At 59.7% G+C, this 17,348-nt stretch carries 11 protein-coding genes; 7 read left to right on the forward strand and 4 right to left on the reverse strand.

Translation table 11 applies throughout. The annotated features are described in order from the left end of the window. The first annotated feature begins 1 nt into the window (after nucleotide 1). Nucleotides 2–343: a RamA family antibiotic efflux transcriptional regulator gene (locus tag IYV58_RS07125; RefSeq protein ID WP_004130221.1), complete on the forward strand. Its 342-nt coding sequence runs from the start codon at nucleotides 2–4 to the stop codon at nucleotides 341–343. A gap of 36 nt (nucleotides 344–379) precedes the next feature. Here IYV58_RS07125 and IYV58_RS07130 read toward each other — a convergent pair whose 3' ends face one another. Continuing rightward, nucleotides 380–2,524 carry a TonB-dependent siderophore receptor gene (locus IYV58_RS07130; RefSeq protein WP_004130223.1) on the reverse strand — a complete coding sequence of 715 codons (2,145 nt, stop codon included), beginning with the start codon at nucleotides 2,522–2,524 and terminating at the stop codon, nucleotides 380–382. 154 nt (nucleotides 2,525–2,678) lie between these two features. Between IYV58_RS07130 and IYV58_RS07135 the strand changes: the two genes are divergently transcribed. After that, nucleotides 2,679–4,301: an alpha/beta hydrolase-fold protein gene (locus IYV58_RS07135; RefSeq protein ID WP_087828699.1), complete on the forward strand. Its 1,623-nt coding sequence runs from the start codon at nucleotides 2,679–2,681 to the stop codon at nucleotides 4,299–4,301. Here IYV58_RS07135 and IYV58_RS07140 read toward each other — a convergent pair. Beyond that, the gene (locus IYV58_RS07140) at nucleotides 4,230–4,478 is read right to left on the reverse strand and encodes a DUF1158 domain-containing protein (protein ID WP_004848573.1); all 249 of its coding nucleotides are present in this window, start codon (nucleotides 4,476–4,478) and stop codon (nucleotides 4,230–4,232) included. The genes IYV58_RS07135 and IYV58_RS07140 overlap by 72 nt on opposite strands. Nucleotides 4,479–4,970: 492 nt before the next feature. On the opposite strand from IYV58_RS07140, the gene IYV58_RS07145 reads away from it, so the two are divergent. From IYV58_RS07145 to IYV58_RS07155, 3 genes are all read left to right on the forward strand, one after another. Further along, nucleotides 4,971–7,694 (forward strand): cation-transporting P-type ATPase, encoded by a 2,724-nt coding sequence (locus IYV58_RS07145; protein ID WP_004130228.1) that lies wholly within the window; start codon nucleotides 4,971–4,973, stop codon nucleotides 7,692–7,694. Between the two features lie 69 nt (nucleotides 7,695–7,763). Further along, nucleotides 7,764–8,846: an efflux RND transporter periplasmic adaptor subunit gene (locus tag IYV58_RS07150; protein WP_195729504.1), complete on the forward strand. Its 1,083-nt coding sequence runs from the start codon at nucleotides 7,764–7,766 to the stop codon at nucleotides 8,844–8,846. A 10-nt stretch (nucleotides 8,847–8,856) separates the two neighbouring features. Next, a complete protein-coding gene (locus tag IYV58_RS07155; RefSeq protein WP_195729505.1) occupies nucleotides 8,857–11,949 on the forward strand; it encodes an efflux RND transporter permease subunit in 3,093 nt (1,030 codons plus the stop codon). 549 nt (nucleotides 11,950–12,498) lie between these two features. Here IYV58_RS07155 and IYV58_RS07160 read toward each other — a convergent pair. Continuing rightward, on the reverse strand, nucleotides 12,499–13,218 hold the full coding sequence (locus tag IYV58_RS07160) for a phosphodiester glycosidase family protein (RefSeq protein ID WP_004130234.1): 720 nt from the start codon (nucleotides 13,216–13,218) through the stop codon (nucleotides 12,499–12,501). A 52-nt stretch (nucleotides 13,219–13,270) separates the two neighbouring features. Beyond that, a complete protein-coding gene (locus IYV58_RS07165) occupies nucleotides 13,271–14,386 on the reverse strand; it encodes a YbdK family carboxylate-amine ligase (protein WP_004130236.1) in 1,116 nt (371 codons plus the stop codon). A 325-nt stretch (nucleotides 14,387–14,711) separates the two neighbouring features. Between IYV58_RS07165 and IYV58_RS07170 the strand changes: the two genes are divergently transcribed. Both IYV58_RS07170 and IYV58_RS07175 read left to right on the forward strand, forming a co-directional pair. After that, the gene (locus IYV58_RS07170) at nucleotides 14,712–16,376 is read left to right on the forward strand and encodes an ABC transporter substrate-binding protein (protein ID WP_004130238.1); all 1,665 of its coding nucleotides are present in this window, start codon (nucleotides 14,712–14,714) and stop codon (nucleotides 16,374–16,376) included. Nucleotides 16,377–16,394: 18 nt separating this feature from the next. Next, nucleotides 16,395–17,348 (forward strand): ABC transporter permease, encoded by a 954-nt coding sequence (locus IYV58_RS07175; RefSeq protein WP_049114184.1) that lies wholly within the window; start codon nucleotides 16,395–16,397, stop codon nucleotides 17,346–17,348.

The raw sequence follows: 17,348 nt of genomic DNA on the forward strand, positions 1-17,348 counted from the left end.
TATGACTATTTCCGCTCAGGTCATTGATACAATCGTCGAGTGGATTGATGATAATTTGCATCAGCCGCTACGTATTGACGATATTGCGCGCCACGCCGGTTATTCGAAGTGGCATTTGCAACGACTGTTTTTACAGTATAAAGGGGAGAGTCTGGGGCGCTATATCCGCGAGCGTAAGCTGCTGCTGGCGGCGCGCGATCTGCGCGATACCGATCAGCGGGTCTACGATATTTGCCTGAAATACGGTTTTGACTCGCAGCAAACCTTTACCCGCATCTTCACCCGCACGTTTAACCTGCCGCCGGGCGCCTACCGTAAAGAAAATCACAGCCGCGCGCACTGAAAACGTCCGCCGGGGGAAGACCGGCGGACGTTTTTCTTACCAGGCGTAGTTTACTGTCGCCGTCACCGTCCGGCCAATGCCGTAGAAGCAGGCGCTATCGCTGGCGCAGGAGGCCACGTATTTGGTATTGGCGAGATTGTTGACGTTGAACTGTACTTTCGCCCCTTTCAGGCTTGAATTCAGCTCGCCTAACTCATAGCTGACCATGGCGTCGTACAGATCCACTGCTGGTACCTTAAACGTGTTTTTCGCATCGCCGTAGCTGGTGCCGATATAGCGTACGCCAACGCCCGCAGTCAGGCTTTTTAACGCGCCGTCCGGCAGGGTATAGCTGGTGAACGCCGAAGCCATATGGGTCGGAATGCGTGCCGGCGTTTTCCCTTCGGTACCGACGACAGTGGTATTGACGGTTTCCGCGTCGGTGTAGGTGTAAGACGCGATCAGATTGAGGTTATCGAAGACCGTCGCGTGCGCTTCGGCTTCAACGCCTTTTGAGCGCACTTTACCGCTGTTCTCAAACCACCCGGCCGCGCTGTTGTAGGTCGCGACGTTGCTTTGCGTCAAATCGTACAGCGCGAGGGTCATTAACGCGTTTGGGTTAGGCTGGTATTTCAGACCCACCTCAACCTGTTTGCCTTCGCTGGGATCGAACGGTCCGACGCCCGGCGCGCGGTTGGTTTGCAGGTTAGGTTCGAAGGAGGTGCTGTAGCTGATATAGGGGGAAAGACCGGAATCAAAGGCGTACAGCAGGCCGGTGCGCCAGGTGAACTTATTATCATTCTGCTGGGTGCTGCTGGCGTCGGTAAAATCGGTGGTGCGTACTTCCGCCCAGTCGTAGCGCCCGGAAACTAACAGTTCCCAGTTTCGCCAGCTCAGCTGATCCTGAACATACACCCCAGCCTGGTCGAGATTTTGCTGTTCATTAGTGGCGGGACTGAAAGCGCTTTCATCGACGTTAACCCCGTAGGTCGGGCTGCGCCAGTCGATATCGTACTGCGAGCCGCCGGCCCGACCAAGATACTGCTTATCCTTACTGGTTTTGTAATCCACACCGCCAATCACCGTATGCGCCACCTGACCGCTGGCGAACTGCGCTTCAAGCTGGTTATCGATGCCAAACTCATCGGTCTGGCGCTGTTCATGCTGGGCGCGGCGGGAGAGTACCGAGCTGTTGGCGGCGCTGGTGGAATAAACCAGGTAGCGATACTTCTGTTTAATGGTGGCGTAACGGGCGTTCTGGCGCAGAGTCAAGGTATCGTTGAGCTGGTGCTCAAATTCATAGCCAATCATCGTTTGTTCACGCCACGACTGGTTGTAGTTGGGATCGCTGACGTTAAAATCGCGCGGAATATAGCTGCCGTCGACGCTTTCCACGGTACCGTAACGCGGCAGGAAGTTACGGTAGCCGGCATCCGGATCTTTCTGATAGCTGGTTAACAGGGTAAAGCGCGTGGCGTCATTAGGATACCAGGTGAGGGCGGGAGCGATAGCCATCCGCGTCTCTTTATAGTCATCGATCTGGTTATTCTGGGTGCGGGCGATCCCGTTCAGGCGATAGAGCAGGTGGCCGTCATCGCTCAGCGGACCGCCAATGTCGAAAGCGCCTTCGGCGAGATGGTTATTACCGGTACGGAACTGCACCTCATGAATCGGCTGGCTGGTCGGGCGTTTGCTGGTCATGCTAATCAGCCCGCCGGGGTTGACCTGCCCAAACAGCACCGAGGCCGGGCCGCGCACCAGTTCGACGCGCTCCAGCAGCCACGGATCGAAAGTGCCGGTTTGCGACGAGGCGGTGGCACCATAGCTCAGGCCATCGAGGAATTTGGGCACGTAGCTGAAACCGCGTACGAATACCTCGTCGTTGCGGTTAGATGAACCGCGGTATTCGGTAAAAACGCCCGCGCTATAGCGCAGCGCCTGTGAAACCGAGGTAACGTCCAACGCCCGCATTTGATCGCGGGTGACCACCGATACCGACTGCGGCGTTTTGACGATTTCCGCGGCGGTCTTTGTTGCCGACAGCGTTTTTGTTGCCACTATTCCCTTCAGCGGCGCGGTGGGATCCTCGCCGCTGGCGGCGGTGACGACGATCGTTTCCTCCGCCGCCAGCGCCGGCCCGCCAAACAGAGATGCCGCCACGCCCGCGGCCCAGAAAGCTTTTATCTTATTATATTTAAACATGTTTATTTTTTATCCTTGGTTGAATCGCCATCAAAAAACGCCCGCGTCGAGGGGGAATCGACCGGCGGCTAACATTAACGGCGTTAATGTTATTGCAAATAGTTATTGTTTGCATTAGCGTTATTAACAAATTCTTACAAGGAACTATCGGCTAATGAAGACGGCGTGGAGCGGCCTGCTGATTGGCATGAGTACCCTACCGGCGGCGGCAATGAACTGCGAATCTCCCTCGTTACAGGGTGAACTACAGGGGAAATTCGACGCCAGCGGCGAGGTCTGTTTTGACCTGCCGACATTGGGCGAGAACTACGTCGCGGCGACCCTCTCCGGCGTCACCGATGCCCGACTGCTGGATGACAATAACCGCCGTCTGCGCACGCTGCTGGCGGGCGGTCCGGCGGACGGCGAGCAAACCCTGCTATTTTCTCTGCCGGTAAACCGCGCCTCCTCGCTGGTGCTGCACGGCGAAGAGGGGGCGCGCTGGCGCTTTCAGTGGCAGATGCGGGAAACCACCGCGCTGGCCAAAATTCAGCCGCTGGATCCGGTCAGCCCGCGCCTGCAGCGGCTAAAGCGTGAACTGGCGGCGGGAGGTTCAACGACGCATTTCTGGCAGGAGCGCGAGCGGGAAGGGACGCCAATGGTGGAACCGGTGGACGCCGGCCATAAGCGGGTAACTTTCCTGTGGCGCGGGGCGAGCCGCAACGTGTTTATTCTGGGTTCGCCGGCGGGGGATCACGATCCGCTGTTTCGCCTCGGGGATTCTGACGTCTGGTTTCGCAGCTACGTGGTGCCCGCCGATACCCTCATGCAGTATAAGCTGGCCCCGGACGTGCCGCAGGTAAACGGCAGCGCGCGGGAACAGCGGCGGGCAATTCTGGTCAGCGCCCAGGCTGACCCTCTCAACCCGAACAGTATCAATGCCGCCCACGACCGCTGGAATCGCCACTCTCTGCTGGCCCTCAACGCCGCGCGTTTTTGCACCGCCCAGCGTATGGCGCAGCCGCTACGCTACGGAGTCTTAACCCGCCATCAGCTGCGCAGCGACTTTCTGCAAAATACGCGGGAAGTGCTGATTTATCGCCCGCGGTTGCCGCAGCCCGCGCGCTGGACCCTACTGCTCTTTGACGGCAAAACTTACCAGCACGAGTACCGCCTCGCCAACGTGCTGGATGCCCTGATCGCCAGCCATCGGCTACCGCCGATCAACGTGGTGTTTATCGATAGTCTCGATCATTCGCGACGGGCGAAGGAGCTGCCGCCAAATCCGCACTTTGCCGATTTTATGGCCCATGAGCTGCTGCCGTGGCTGCGTCGTCAGGGACTCAGCCTGAGCCGGCAAAAAACCGTGGTCGCCGGCTCCAGCTACGGCGGGCTAGCCGCATCCTGGGTAGCGCTGCGCTATCCGCGACAGTTTGGCAACGTATTAAGCCTGTCCGGGTCATACTGGTGGGCACCGCAAGGGGAGGAGGCCAGCTGGCTGACCCGCCAGTACCAGCAGTCGCCGCGCTATCCGGTGCGCTTCTGGCTGCAGGCGGGGAAATTCGAAACCAGCGGGCCGGACGGCGGCATTTATGCCAATACGCGTGAATTTGAGCGGGTGCTAAAAGAGAAGGGGTATACGGTGAGCTTCCATCCCTCATCCAGTGGCCACGATTACGCCGCGTGGTGCGAAGCGCTGGTCAGCGGCATGCGCGACCTGGCTGGCTTAGCGTTCAAGGGAAAACCAGCGACGCCAGACCCAGCGCAGCAGCAGATATTCAACCGCGCCCAGCGCTAAAAACCACAGGCAAAAGATCAGGGTATAAAGCTGGTTGAGATCCATCAGATGGAATGTCGCAACCAGCTTTTGCGCCAGCGTCAGGCCCAGAGAGGGCGCCGGCAACAGCAGGCAGGAGAGCAAAGCCAGCAGCAGAATGCCGGCGGCACTGAGGAGCGTTTCTAGCGGATGTTTCATTATTTGTTAATCATCAGTTAAAAACATATTGTCCGGTAAAAAGAGAATTAATGCAATATCGTTTCGTACGTAATCATAATACGCATTGGATATTATATTTAAACGTCCTCAATTATTCCCTTGTTAATTATTTTGGTAATATTTGTGATTAAGTTAATTACATTGCAATGTAAATTAACGTCATTATTATGCCAGCGCTTTTACAAAAGTATAGGTGCTATATCCCACCAAAGTAGCGATGATAATAGCCAGCAGGATGTACAGTAGCAGACGGCGTCCGCGGTAGATTCCAAACATAGTAGACCTCGTTTAGTTTTGGTTTATTAATATTCTGCAATAGTTGATTTATAGAATTAACTTACCACAAATTTTGTATTTGCGAGAGATTAAATATTGCGCAAGCTTAAATTATCTCCGCTGTTTAAAATTTTTCTCATTGGCCCGGAATGATTCCAGGCTTTCCGCCTCACGGAATTTTAAGGGAGATATATTTTGACCAAAACGATCAAAACTAATAATACCACCCCATCAGGGGATGCTGCGCCACGCCGCGCATATCAGCAGACGGTTGATGCGGTGCTGGCGCAGAATAAAAGCCATGCCAACGGCCTCAGCGCCGCCGAGGCCGCCGAGCGTTTGAAGACCTTCGGCCCCAACGCCTTGCCGGAGAAAAAAGGCAAGCCGGCCTGGCTGCGCTTCCTTGCCCACTTTAACGACGTCCTGATTTTTGTCCTGCTGGCCGCTGCCGCGCTCACCGCGGTCATGGGCCACTGGGTCGATACGCTCGTCATCCTTGGCGTCACGGTGATCAACGCTCTGATTGGCCATATCCAGGAGAGCAACGCCGAAAAATCGCTGCAGGGCATCCGCAATATGCTCTCCAGCGACGCGCGCGTGCAGCGCGGCGGCAAGCATGAAACCATCCCGACCCGCGACCTGGTGCCGGGCGATATCGTGATACTGCGCGCAGGTGACCGCGTGCCTGCCGATATGCGCCTGATTGAGAGCCATAATCTGCGGGTCGAAGAGGCGATTCTGACCGGCGAGTCGACGGTGGTGGATAAAACCACCGACGCGCTGGAAGGCGAACTGCCGCTGGGCGACCGCACCAATATGCTCTTCTCCGGCACAACCATCAGCGCCGGCGGCGGCGTTGGCGTGGTGACCGCAACCGGTCAGGAGACCGAGCTCGGCCACATCAACCAGATGATGGCGGGCATTGAGAAGCACCGCACGCCGCTGCTGGTGCAGATGGATAAGCTCGGTAAAGCGATTTTCGTTATCATCCTGGCGATGATGGCCGCGCTGTTCGTCTTCAGCCTCGCGCTGCGCGACATTCCTCTCGGCGAGCTGCTGCTCTCCCTGATTAGCCTGGCGGTGGCCGCCGTGCCGGAAGGCTTACCGGCGATTATCTCGATTATTCTCTCTCTGGGTGTACAGGCGATGGCGCGTCAGCGGGCGATTATCCGCAAGCTGCCGACGGTGGAAACCCTGGGCGCCATGACCGTGGTGTGCTCGGATAAAACCGGCACCCTGACGATGAACGAGATGACCGTCAAAGCGATCATCACCGCCGACTGCTGCTACCGCGTCGAGGGCGACAGCTACGAGCCTCAGGGTAACATCTGCCTGGAAGGCAGTAACGAGCCGGTGCAGATTAAAGCGGGCAGCGTGCTGGAAACCTATTTGCGCACCATCGACCTGTGTAACGACAGCCAGATGATTCAGGACGAGCGCGGCCTGTGGGGCATTACCGGCGGGCCGACCGAAGGCGCGCTGAAGGTGCTGGCGGCGAAAGCGCAGCTTGCGCCCGTCGATGCCCGCCTGGTGGCGAAGATACCGTTCGACTCGCAGTATAAGTACATGGCGACCCACCAGAAAATGGGCGACGTCGAGCAGGTGCTGATTACCGGCGCGCCGGACGTGATTTTTGCCCTGTGCCGCCAGCAGTTGAGCAAGCAGGGGGCGGTGCCGTTCGAGCCGCAGTACTGGGAAGAGGAGATGGCGCGCTTTGCCCGTCAGGGCCTGCGTATGGTCGCCGCCGCCTACAAACCGGCGAACGTCGGCAGCACCACGCTGACCCACGACGATCTGCGCGAAGGTCTGGTGTTCCTCGGCATTGCCGGAATGATGGACCCGCCGCGTCCGGAAGCGATTGACGCTATCCACGCCTGCCAGAACGCGGGGATCCGCGTGAAGATGATTACCGGCGACCACCCGCAGACGGCGATGAGCATTGGCCAGATGCTGGGGATCACCAACAGCCGCCAGGCGATGACCGGCTATCAGCTGGAGCACATGGACGACGCCGAGCTGGCGAAAGCCGCCGTTGAGTACGATATCTTTGCCCGTACCAGCCCTGAGCACAAGCTGCGCCTGGTGAAAGCGCTGCAGGATAACGGTGAAGTGGTTGGCATGACCGGTGACGGCGTCAACGACGCCCCGGCGCTGCGCCAGGCCGACGTCGGGATCGCCATGGGGATTAAAGGCACCGAGGTGACCAAAGAGGCCGCCGACATGGTCCTCACCGACGACAACTTTGCCACCATCGCCAGTTCGGTCAAAGAGGGGCGTCGGGTCTACGACAACCTGAAGAAGACCATTCTGTTCATCATGCCGACCAACCTGGCGCAGGGGCTGCTGATTATTATCGCCCTGCTGGCGGGGAATATCATTCCGCTGACGCCGGTGCTGATTCTGTGGATGAACATGGCCACCTCCGCCACGCTCTCCTTCGGCCTCGCGTTTGAAGCCGCCGAGCGCAACGCCATGAACCGCCCGCCGCGTAAAACCGGCCAGCACGTTATGGACGCCTTCGCCGTCTGGCGCGTCGCCTTCGTCGGCACGATGATTGCCGTGGCTGCCTTTATTCTTGAAGCCTGGCTGGCACCGCGCGGCCACAGCCCGGAGTTTATTCGTACAGTCCTGCTGCAGATGCTGGTTACCGCACAGTGGGTGTACATGATTAACTGCCGCAGCAGCGACAGCTTCTCGCTCAACATGGGGCTCCTGCGCAACAAAGGCATCTGGCTGGTGAGCGGCGTGCTGCTGCTGATGCAGCTGGCCATCATCTACGTACCGGTGATGCAGACGATGTTTGGCACCGAAGGGCTGCCGCTGCGCTACTGGTTCATTACGCTGGTCATCGGTATCGCGATGTTCCTGGTGGTGGAAGTTGAGAAGCGCCTGACCCGTCGTTTCCGTAAAACCGCGTAGCGTGACTGACTCGCCCGGCGTCCCTTCTCCTGCGGGGAAGGGACGCCGCATCGTCGTAAGGAATTCCCCATGAACAAGATCATCCGCTCCGCCCTGCTGGCCTGCGGCCTGGCAGGCTACGCGCTCGCCGCCGCCGCCGCGCCGGCCGTTCCGGTCCGCGTCGTCACCGTGGAACACGCGCCGCACGCCGGCGAACGGCAAATCTCCGGCCGCGTTGAGGCCATTCACTCCGTCGATATTCGCGCCCGCACCGAAGGAAAGATTGTGCAGCGCCACTTCCAGGATGGGCAGTACGTCAACCAGGGCGATCCGCTGTTTACGCTGGATGACGCCCAGCCGAAAGCCGCACTGGCGCTGGCCCAGGCTGAACTGAAGAGCGCCCAGGCGTCGCTACGCCAGGCCCAGCAGCTGCTGAGCCGCTACCGGCAGTTGATCAATAACCACGCGATTGGCCGCAACGACCTTGATACCGCGCAGATGCAGCGCGATGTCGCCGCCGCCGCCGTGGAGCAGGCCCGGGCGCGCATTGCCGCCCAGCAGATTACGCTCGGCTACACCCGCATTACCTCGCCGGTCACCGGGCGCGTCGGCCATAGTCCTTTTCACGTCGGTAGCCTGGTGAACCCTGCCAGCGGGGTACTGGCCGATGTGGTCCAGCTCGATCCGATTCGGGTGGTGTTTTCGCTGGATGAAACCGCCTTTTTCGCCAAAGCGGGGCAGCACACGGATATTGCCGCGCTGAAGGAAGCGTGGCTGGCGCAGGTGGATGTCGATGGACGGCGTGAAGACGGGGTTGTGACCTCCGTCGATAACCGTATTGATAGCCGCACCGCCAGCGTGGCGCTGCGCGCTGAATTCGCTAACCCGCAGCACCGCCTGCTGCCCGGCGGCAACGTCACCATTTTCTTCCGCCCGCGGCAGCTTCAGGAGAGCCCGATGATCCCTGCTTCTGCGCTACGGCAAGATGCGCAGGGCTTTTACAGCTGGGTACTGACGGCGGACAACACCGTGACGATGCGCCGCTTGACCCCCGCCGGTCAGCATGGCCAGAGCTTCGTGGTGGCCGATGGCCTGAAAGCGGGGGAGCGCGTAGTGACGGAAGGCGCCCAGCGCCTGCGTGACGGCGCGGCCGTTCAGCTGCTGAGTGAATAAGGGAGAGGCGATGCTCACATTTTTTATCCGTCGTCCGCGCTTTGCGATGGTGATTGCACTGCTGATGACCTTTGTCGGCGCGGTCTCGCTGAAGCTGATCCCGGTCGAGCAGTATCCGCAGATTACGCCGCCGGTCATCAACGTCAGCGCCAGCTGGCCGGGCGCCAGCGCGGCGGACGTGGCGGAAGCCATTGCCGCGCCGCTGGAGACCCAGCTCAACGGCGTCGACCATATGCTGTACATGGAGTCCACCAGCTCCGATGAGGGGACCTACAGTCTGAGCCTGACCTTTGCCGCCGGTACCGATGCCGATTTAGCCGCGATCGACGTGCAGAACCGCGTGTCGCAGGCGGTGGCGCAGCTGCCTGCCGACGTGCAGCAGAACGGCGTGCAGGTGCGCAAGCGGGCAACGAACCTGCTGATGGGGGTGAGTCTCTATTCGCCGCTCGGCACGCTGTCGCCGTTGTTTGTCAGCAACTACGCCAGCACTCAGGTGCGCGAGGCGCTGGCGCGTCTACCTGGCGTCGGGGAAGTGCAGATGTTCGGCGCGCGCGACTACAGTATGCGCATCTGGCTGCGCCCCGACCGCATGAACGCGCTGAATATCACAACCGACGATGTTGCCCAGGCGCTACGCGAGCAGAACGTGCAGGGCGCGGCGGGGCAGGTGGGGACGCCGCCGGTTTTTAACGGCCAGCAGCAGACGCTGACCATCAACGGTATCGGGCGACTGAGCGACGCCGCCGGCTTCGGGCAGATTGTGGTTCGCAGCGGCGACCGCGGCCAGCTGGTGCGCCTGTCCGACGTGGCGACCATCGAGCTGGGCGCGCGCAGCTACAGCTCCGGCGCGCAGCTCAACGGCAAAGATTCCGCCTATCTCGGCATCTACCCGACGCCCACCGCGAACGCTCTGCAGGTCGCCAGCGCGGTACGCGCTGAGCTGACCCGGCTGCACGCGCGTTTCCCGGCGGATCTCACCTGGGAAGTGAAGTTTGATACCACCCGCTTTGTTGCGGCGACGATCAAAGAGATCGGCGTGTCGCTGGCGCTGACCCTGTTGGCGGTGGTGGTGGTGGTCTCGCTGTTTCTGCAGAGCTGGCGGGCGACGCTGATAGTCGCTCTGGCGATCCCGGTATCGCTTATCGGCACCTTCGCCGTGCTCTATGGGCTGGGCTACAGCGCCAATACCCTGAGCCTGTTCGCAATCATTCTCGCCCTGACGATGGTGGTGGATGACGCCATCGTGGTGGTAGAGAGCGTGGAAACCAAAATGGCGGAGGGACTGGCGCGCGGCGCGGCAACCGCCGAGGCGCTGCGGCAAATCGCCGGGCCGGTGATCGCCACCACCCTGGTGCTGCTGGCGGTGTTTGTGCCGGTAGCGATGCTGCCGGGGATCGTCGGCGAGCTGTATCGCCAGTTCGCGGTGACCCTATCGACGGCAGTGACCTTGTCGAGCGTGGTAGCGCTGACCCTGACGCCCGCGCTGTGCGCGCTGCTGCTGCGTCCGCGGCCGCAGCAGCCAGCCGCCATCTGGCGCGGTTTTAACCGCGGTCTGGATAGGGTGCGCGATGGTTACGGGCGTCTGGTCGGGAGGATGAATCGTCGCCCCTGGCTGGCGCTGGCGGCGACAGCGGCGGCGGCCGGGGTGGTGGTGTTTAGCTTTACCACCATGCCGAAGGGGTTTCTGCCGCAGGAAGATCAGGGTTATTTCTTTGCCAGCGTACAGCTGCCCGAAGCCGCCTCGCTGGAGCGTACCGAAGCGGTGATGGCCCAGGCGCGCGAGCTGCTGAAACTGAATCCGGCGGTTGAGGATGTGATTCAGGTGTCCGGTTTTAATATTCTCAACGGTACCAGCGCTTCAAACGGCGGATTTATCTCGGTGATGCTGAAGGACTGGCACCAGCGGCCGCCGCTGGAGGCGGTGATGGAAAAAGTGCAGGGCCAGCTGATGGGGTTACCGGAGGCGACAATCATGACTTTTGCGCCGCCGACGCTGCCGGGGCTGGGCAACGCCTCCGGGTTTAATTTACGCATTCTGGCCCAGGCCGGACAATCGCCGGCGGAGCTGGAGCAGGTGACGCATCAGGTGCTGCGGACGGCTAACCAGTACCCGCAGCTGAGCCGGGTATTTACCACCTGGAGCAGCAACGTGCCGCAGCTGACGCTCACGGTCGATCGCGACCAGGCGGCCCGGCTGAACGTACCGGTGGCGAGGATTTTCAGCAGCCTGCAAACCGCGTTTGGCGGCACCCGCGCCGGCGATTTCAGCATCAACAATCGTGTCTACCACGTGGTGATGCAAAACGAGATGCAGTGGCGCGAGCGAGCAGAGCAGATAAGCGAGCTGTACGTGCGCAGCGACAGCGGCGAGCGGGTTCGCCTGAGTAATCTGGTGACGATTACGCCGACGGTGGGCGCGCCGTTTATTCAGCAGTATAACCAGTTCCCGTCGGTATCGGTGAGCGGGTCGGCGGCCGAAGGCGTCAGCAGCCGGACGGCAATGGCGGTGATGGAGCAGATTTTACAAGCGAATCTGCCGCACGGTTATGATTACGCCTGGAGCGGCATTTCCTGGCAGGAGCAGCAGACCGGTAACCAGGCTGTGTGGATTGTGCTGGCGGCGGTAGCGATGGCGTGGCTGTTCCTCGTCGCCCAATATGAGAGCTGGACGCTGCCGGCGAGCGTGATGCTGTCGGTGCTGTTCGCCATCGGCGGGTCGCTGCTGTGGCTCTGGTGGGCCGGGTACGCCAACGATGTGTACGTGCAGATAGGCCTGGTGCTGCTGATCGCGCTGGCGGCGAAAAACGCGATTTTGATCGTCGAGTTTGCCAGGGCGAAGCGCGAAGAGGGGATGTCGATCGTCGACGCCGCCCGCGAAGGGGCGACCCGCCGCTTCCGCGCGGTAATGATGACGGCGGTCTCTTTTATTATTGGCATTGTGCCGATGATGCTCGCTACCGGCGCCGGAGCGCAGAGTCGGCGAATTATCGGCACCACGGTGTTCAGCGGCATGCTGGTGGCGACGGTAATCGGCATTTTGTTTATTCCTTCGCTGTACGTGCTGTTTCAGCGCCTGCGCGAGTGGGTCCACCGCCGGATGTAGGTGGGCTGGGGTTTGGTGTCTGGAGATGTGCTGCGGGTTTGGTAGCCCGGACAGGCGCGGTAGCGCCGCCTCCGGGACGGTGTGGTAGGGGTTCCGTTCACTATTATTCCGCAGAAAATGTCTCACCGTGGTAGGTGAACGGGTAAAGGGGGAGAAAACCGTCTCCCCCTTTACAATCCCCGCGGTCCCGCAAAGAAATCGGTGCTGCGCACTGCGCTCACCTCCCGGACCTCAGCCTGCGGTCGGCTCAACTCGACATCCCTGTCTCGATTCGCCTCTGTCCGCCATCCCTGGCGGCCAGCCCTTGTCTTCAGGCCTCCGGTTCGCCGATTTCAGCGGGCACCAGGGCATCGCTGCATATCACGTTGTTTCAGAGACATATCCGCAGCGGCATGAAAATCTCCCGGAGGCGGCGCGTTGCGCCTGTCCGGGCTACTCTTCCGCAGACGGCTGGAAACCCGTAGCCCCGGTAAGCGCAGCGCCACCGGGGAAATCGGCTGCAGAATATTGCCGGGTTGCGAAACACCCCCGGAGACGATGTTTTGCCGATTACCTGCTCTCTACCGCGATCATGGTGACGAACGGATGGTACTGCCACGGCACGCTGCCGCCTTTCTGGTACATCTTCGAAATGGTGCCGTCGAGATAGAGCATCTGGCGCACGTTGAGCTTCGACTGCGCATAGCAGGCGAAATCGTAGAAATTGGTTTCGCGCGCGCTGAGCATAAAGACCACCTTGCCATCGCCGGTGATGCCCACGCCGTTACGCAGTTTGCGCGAGCTGGCGGACGGCTTCAGCCGCCAGTTGATCTTGCCGTTTTCAATCAGCATTGGCCCGGACTGCACGGCGTAGCGGATAGCCGGCGATGGCCTGAATTTATTGATGCTGACAATCCCCGCGTTTTGCCCGCGCAGATAAAAGACCCCGCCGGGACGAATAAAAAAGTTGCCACCGCCGGAGGCGCGGTTAAGTGGGGTCAGCTGCCTGCCATTCTCGATATACAGCCCCAGCGGCGCGTAAGCTTTATCATAAATTCCGCCGTTCATCGCCATCTGTACCTGCCCGTCGCGGTTGATATCCCCCAGCAGCGAGCGCAGCGATCCCCAGGCTTTACCGTCCTCATTCTGCCAGTACATCACGATGCGTTCGCGATGCGGATCAACGGTATAGCTTTGCAGCGTCAGGGACGGGTCGGTCAGCGAGCACTTCCCGCTGGCAAAGGCGGGCAGAGATAACAGCAACAGCGGCAGAAGCGATGACAAGCGCACGGCGGGGTTCCAGACAACCAAAGAGAGCGTGCAGTATAGCGTTTTATCGCCGCTACGCCGTCCAGATTTCGCAGTGCTTTTGTACCAGCCCGATCAACGAACCGCCATTGGCGACAAATTCGCGCATCTGCTGCGGCTCGCTGCGATTCTGCTTCGCCTGGCGCACCATCGCCTCCAGCGCGCTGCCGGCGTTGAGCTTATGGGCGCTGGGCGCCAGCTTATCCGCCAGCTGTAAAATCTCTTCGCGCAATGTTCGCTGTTCGCCGCTGTTCACATCGGTATTGATCCCGTCGAGCCCATAGCGGCAGGCCTGATAGCGGTTGAAGGGGTAGAGCAAATAATCCTCGGGCAGATGCTTAAACGGCCGCTCCGTCAGCAGCCAGCAGGCGATGATCTGGATAAAACCGGCGATATTCACCGCCTGGCTAATCGTCAGCGGCGTATCCATCACCCGGACTTCGACGGTGCCAAAGCGCGGGCTGGGGCGAATATCCCAGTGCAGATCCTTCATGCTATCGATCATGCTGGTATAGCTAAGACGGCGAAACAGACCGGTAAAAGCCTGCCAGTTATTGACCCACGGCATCGGGCCGTTATCAGGATAGGCGGCGAAAAGATTAAGCCGCGAGCAGGCAAAGCCGCTATCGGTCCCGTCGAGCCAGGGCGATGCCGCGTTCAGCGCGATAAAATGCGGTACGAAGCGCGACAGGCCGTGCAGAAGATAAATGGCATCATCGCCGTTTTGACACCCCACGTGCACGTGCTGGCCGAAGATCGTTGCCTGCTTCGCCAGATAACCAAAGTGCTCGACGGTTTTCCGGTAGCGCGGGCTATCGCTGATCTGCTGGCGCTGCCAGCTTTGAAACGGATGCGTTCCACCGCCGCAGATTTTCACATGATGGCGGGCGGCGGCACGAAGCACCGCCTGCTGAACCGCGCTCAGCTGCGCCGTCGCCTGGTGGATATCGCGGCAGACGCCGGTGGCGATCTCCAGCATGCTTTCGGTAATGTCATGCTTGGCCTCGCCCGCTTTCAGCGTGCCCTGCACCTCGTCAATCAGCGCGGAAGAGTCCTGGCTCAGATCGAAACCCGGCGGGTTGACGACCTGGAGCTCAAGCTCGATACCGAGGGTAAATGGCTCGGAGCGGTGAAAATCAGGTAACGGCATGGCGACTCCCTCTTTCTCTTTATCAGAAAGTATAGAAGACAACGTCTCAAACTGATGATTTGTCGGACATTATGAATTTAATTTATAGAAAATAACGCCACGTGATTATCCCTTTAAAAAGAAAGTAAGGCTGGTGCAATCCTGCAACAGAATTCCCGCCGGTGGTGCAAAAAGATAAGGTGATTATATTTTTTCGAGTAAAATCATATGGATGTTATAAGTCATTCTTATTTTATAAGCCATTTCACACTTATTTTCCGCGCATTCAGAACTGGTATGTATCTTGCCTGTTAAATAGCGACTTTTATTTAACAGGGACAATGTGATGCTGAAGACAAAATTACTTTCGCGTAAACGCCATCTCGCCGTTGCTGTTAGCGGGGCATTGGCGCTGTTTGCCTCTGTGCCGACTCAGGCTTCAACCCTGCGGATCGCCATGACCGCCGCCGATATCCCGTTAACCCTCGGACAACCCGATCAGGGTTTTGAGGGCAACCGCTTTACCGGCATTCCGCTTTACGATGCCTTAGTTGAATGGGATTTGTCGCAGGGAGAGAAACCCAGCGGCCTGGTGCCGGGGCTGGCGACCGAGTGGCACGTTGACCCGCAAAATCAAAGCCGCTGGATTTTCACCCTGCGTCCGGGGGTTAAATTTCACGATGGTTCTGCGGTCAACGCCGATGCCATCGTCTGGAACGTGGATAAGGTGTTGAATAAAGCCGCGCCGCAGTACGCGCCCGGCCAGATCGGCAACACGCTGTCGCGCATGCCGACCCTCACCGGCGCGGAAAAGATTGACGACCATACCGTGGCGCTGACCACCTCCGAACCGGACGCGCTGCTGCCGTATAACCTCACCAACCTGTTTATTGTTTCGCCGACCGCGTGGCAGAAGCTGTACGACGCGGTGCCGTCCGGCACCGGCGATACCGCCGCGCGCAGTAAGCAGGCGTGGACCGAATTCGCCGCCCACGCGGTGGGCAGCGGTCCGTTCAAAATGGAAAAACTGGTTCCCCGCCAGCAGCTGATCCTCGATAAAAATCCCGACTACTGGAACAAAGATCGTATTCCGCGGGTGGATAAAGTGGTGCTGATCCCGCTGCCGGAAGCCAACGCCCGCACCGCGGCGCTGCTCTCGAAGCAGGTGGACTGGATCGAAGCCCCGGCCCCGGATGCGGTTGATCAAATTAAAGCCCAGGGCTTTAAAATCTACGCCAACACCCAGCCGCACCTGTGGCCGTGGCAGTTCTCCTTTGAAGAGGGCTCGCCGTGGAAAGATATTCGCGTGCGCAAAGCCGCCAACCTGTGCCTGAACCGCGCGGAGCTAAAAAGCTATCTCGGCGGCTATATGACCGAAGCGACCGGCGTCTACGAGGCTGGCAGTCCGTGGCGCGGTAAACCCACCTTCCAGATCAAATATGACCCGGATACCGCCCGCAAGCTGATGACCGAAGCCGGCTATAGTGCCGGGAAACCGCTGCACGTCACGGTCGCCACCTCGGCCTCTGGCTCCGGGCAGATGCAGCCGCTGCCGATGAACGAGTACATTCAGCAGAGCCTGAAAAGCTGCTTCTTTAATGTCGATATTAAAGTCAACGAATGGAACACCCTGTTTACCAACTGGCGCCTCGGGGCGAAAGATCCCTCCGCGAAAGGGATCGATGCGATCAACGTCAGCGCCGCGGTTAACGATCCCTATTTCGGCATGATCCGTTTCTCTACCGCGAAGGCCTTCCCGCCGGTGGCGACCAACTGGGGCTACTTCTCGACCCCGGAAACCGAAAAGCTGGCGGCGGCGGTAAAGCACGCGTTTACCCCGGCCGAAATGGATAAAGCCGCCGGTGAACTGCACGCCGCGCTGGTCGATCAGGTGCCGTTCCTGTTCGTCGCCCACGATGTCGGACCAAGGGCGATATCGCCAGCCGTCACCGGTGTGGTACAGCCGCAAAGCTGGTTTATCGACCTTAGTCTGGTGAGCAAAAAAGAGTAATCGACACGGGAGCAAGAGATGATCAATACGCTGCTATATCGCATCCTGCTGGCCGTCCCCACCATGCTCGGGGTGGCGGTGATCTGTTTTATGCTGGTGCAGATAGCGCCGGGCGACCCGCTGGTATCGGTGATGCCGCCGGACGCCTCGGAATCGCTGCGTCAGACCTTAATGCAGGCCTACGGCTTTGATAAACCACTGCCGCTGCAGTTTGTGCACTGGCTATGGCGGGCGCTGCACGGCGATTTGGGGATGTCGGTCGCTACCGGGCGTCCGGTCATCGATGAGGTGATGACGGCGGTCACTTACTCTCTGCGTCTGGCGCTGCTGGCGACGGCGATCGGATTTGTGCTGGGCAGCCTGTTTGGTTTTGTCGCTGGTTACTTTCGTAACAGCATTATTGACCGTCTGGCCTCGGTGCTGTCGGTATTCGGCGTCAGCGTGCCGCACTACTGGCTGGGGATGCTGCTGGTCATCGTTTTTAGCGTCAAATTCGCGCTGCTGCCGGCGACCGGCGGTGGGCCAATCGGCGAGGTGGGCTGGCAGTGGAACTGGGAACACCTGCAGTTTATGCTGCTGCCAGCCTTCACGCTGTCGGTGATCCCGACCGGCATCATCGCCCGCACCGTTCGCTCGCAGGTGGCGGATATTCTCAGCCAGGAGTTTATCGTCGGCCTGCGCGCCCGGGGGCTCAACGAGTCGCGGATCTTTCTGCACGTGGTGAAAAACGCCGCGCCGACCGCGCTGGCGGTGATGGGACTGCAGGTTGGCTATCTGATGGGCGGCTCGATTCTGGTGGAAACCGTTTTCTCCTGGCCCGGTACCGGTCTGCTGCTGAACACCGCCATTTTCCAGCGCGACCTGCCGCTATTGCAGGGCACCATCTGGGTACTGGCGCTGTTCTTTGTGCTGCTCAATCTGCTGGTGGATATTCTGCAAACCAGTCTCGACCCGCGAATTAAGAGGAGCTAA

Origin of the sequence: Klebsiella sp. BDA134-6 (assembly GCF_015601345.1) — a bacterium.
GTDB lineage: Bacteria > Pseudomonadota > Gammaproteobacteria > Enterobacterales > Enterobacteriaceae > Klebsiella > Klebsiella grimontii.

Excerpts from the sequence above, each read along its gene's own strand:
- IYV58_RS07170 (WP_004130238.1), top strand. The coding sequence starts at position 14,712 with ATGCTGAAGACAAAATTACTTTCGCGTAAACGCCATCTCGCCGTTGCT.
- IYV58_RS07150 (WP_195729504.1), top strand. The coding sequence starts at position 7,764 with ATGAACAAGATCATCCGCTCCGCCCTGCTGGCCTGCGGCCTGGCAGGC.
- IYV58_RS07125 (WP_004130221.1), top strand. The coding sequence starts at position 2 with ATGACTATTTCCGCTCAGGTCATTGATACAATCGTCGAGTGGATTGAT.
- IYV58_RS07155 (WP_195729505.1), top strand. The coding sequence starts at position 8,857 with ATGCTCACATTTTTTATCCGTCGTCCGCGCTTTGCGATGGTGATTGCA.
- IYV58_RS07175 (WP_049114184.1), top strand. The coding sequence starts at position 16,395 with ATGATCAATACGCTGCTATATCGCATCCTGCTGGCCGTCCCCACCATG.
- IYV58_RS07135 (WP_087828699.1), top strand. The coding sequence starts at position 2,679 with ATGAAGACGGCGTGGAGCGGCCTGCTGATTGGCATGAGTACCCTACCG.
- IYV58_RS07130 (WP_004130223.1), bottom strand. The coding sequence starts at position 2,524 with ATGTTTAAATATAATAAGATAAAAGCTTTCTGGGCCGCGGGCGTGGCG.
- IYV58_RS07165 (WP_004130236.1), bottom strand. The coding sequence starts at position 14,386 with ATGCCGTTACCTGATTTTCACCGCTCCGAGCCATTTACCCTCGGTATC.
- IYV58_RS07140 (WP_004848573.1), bottom strand. The coding sequence starts at position 4,478 with ATGAAACATCCGCTAGAAACGCTCCTCAGTGCCGCCGGCATTCTGCTG.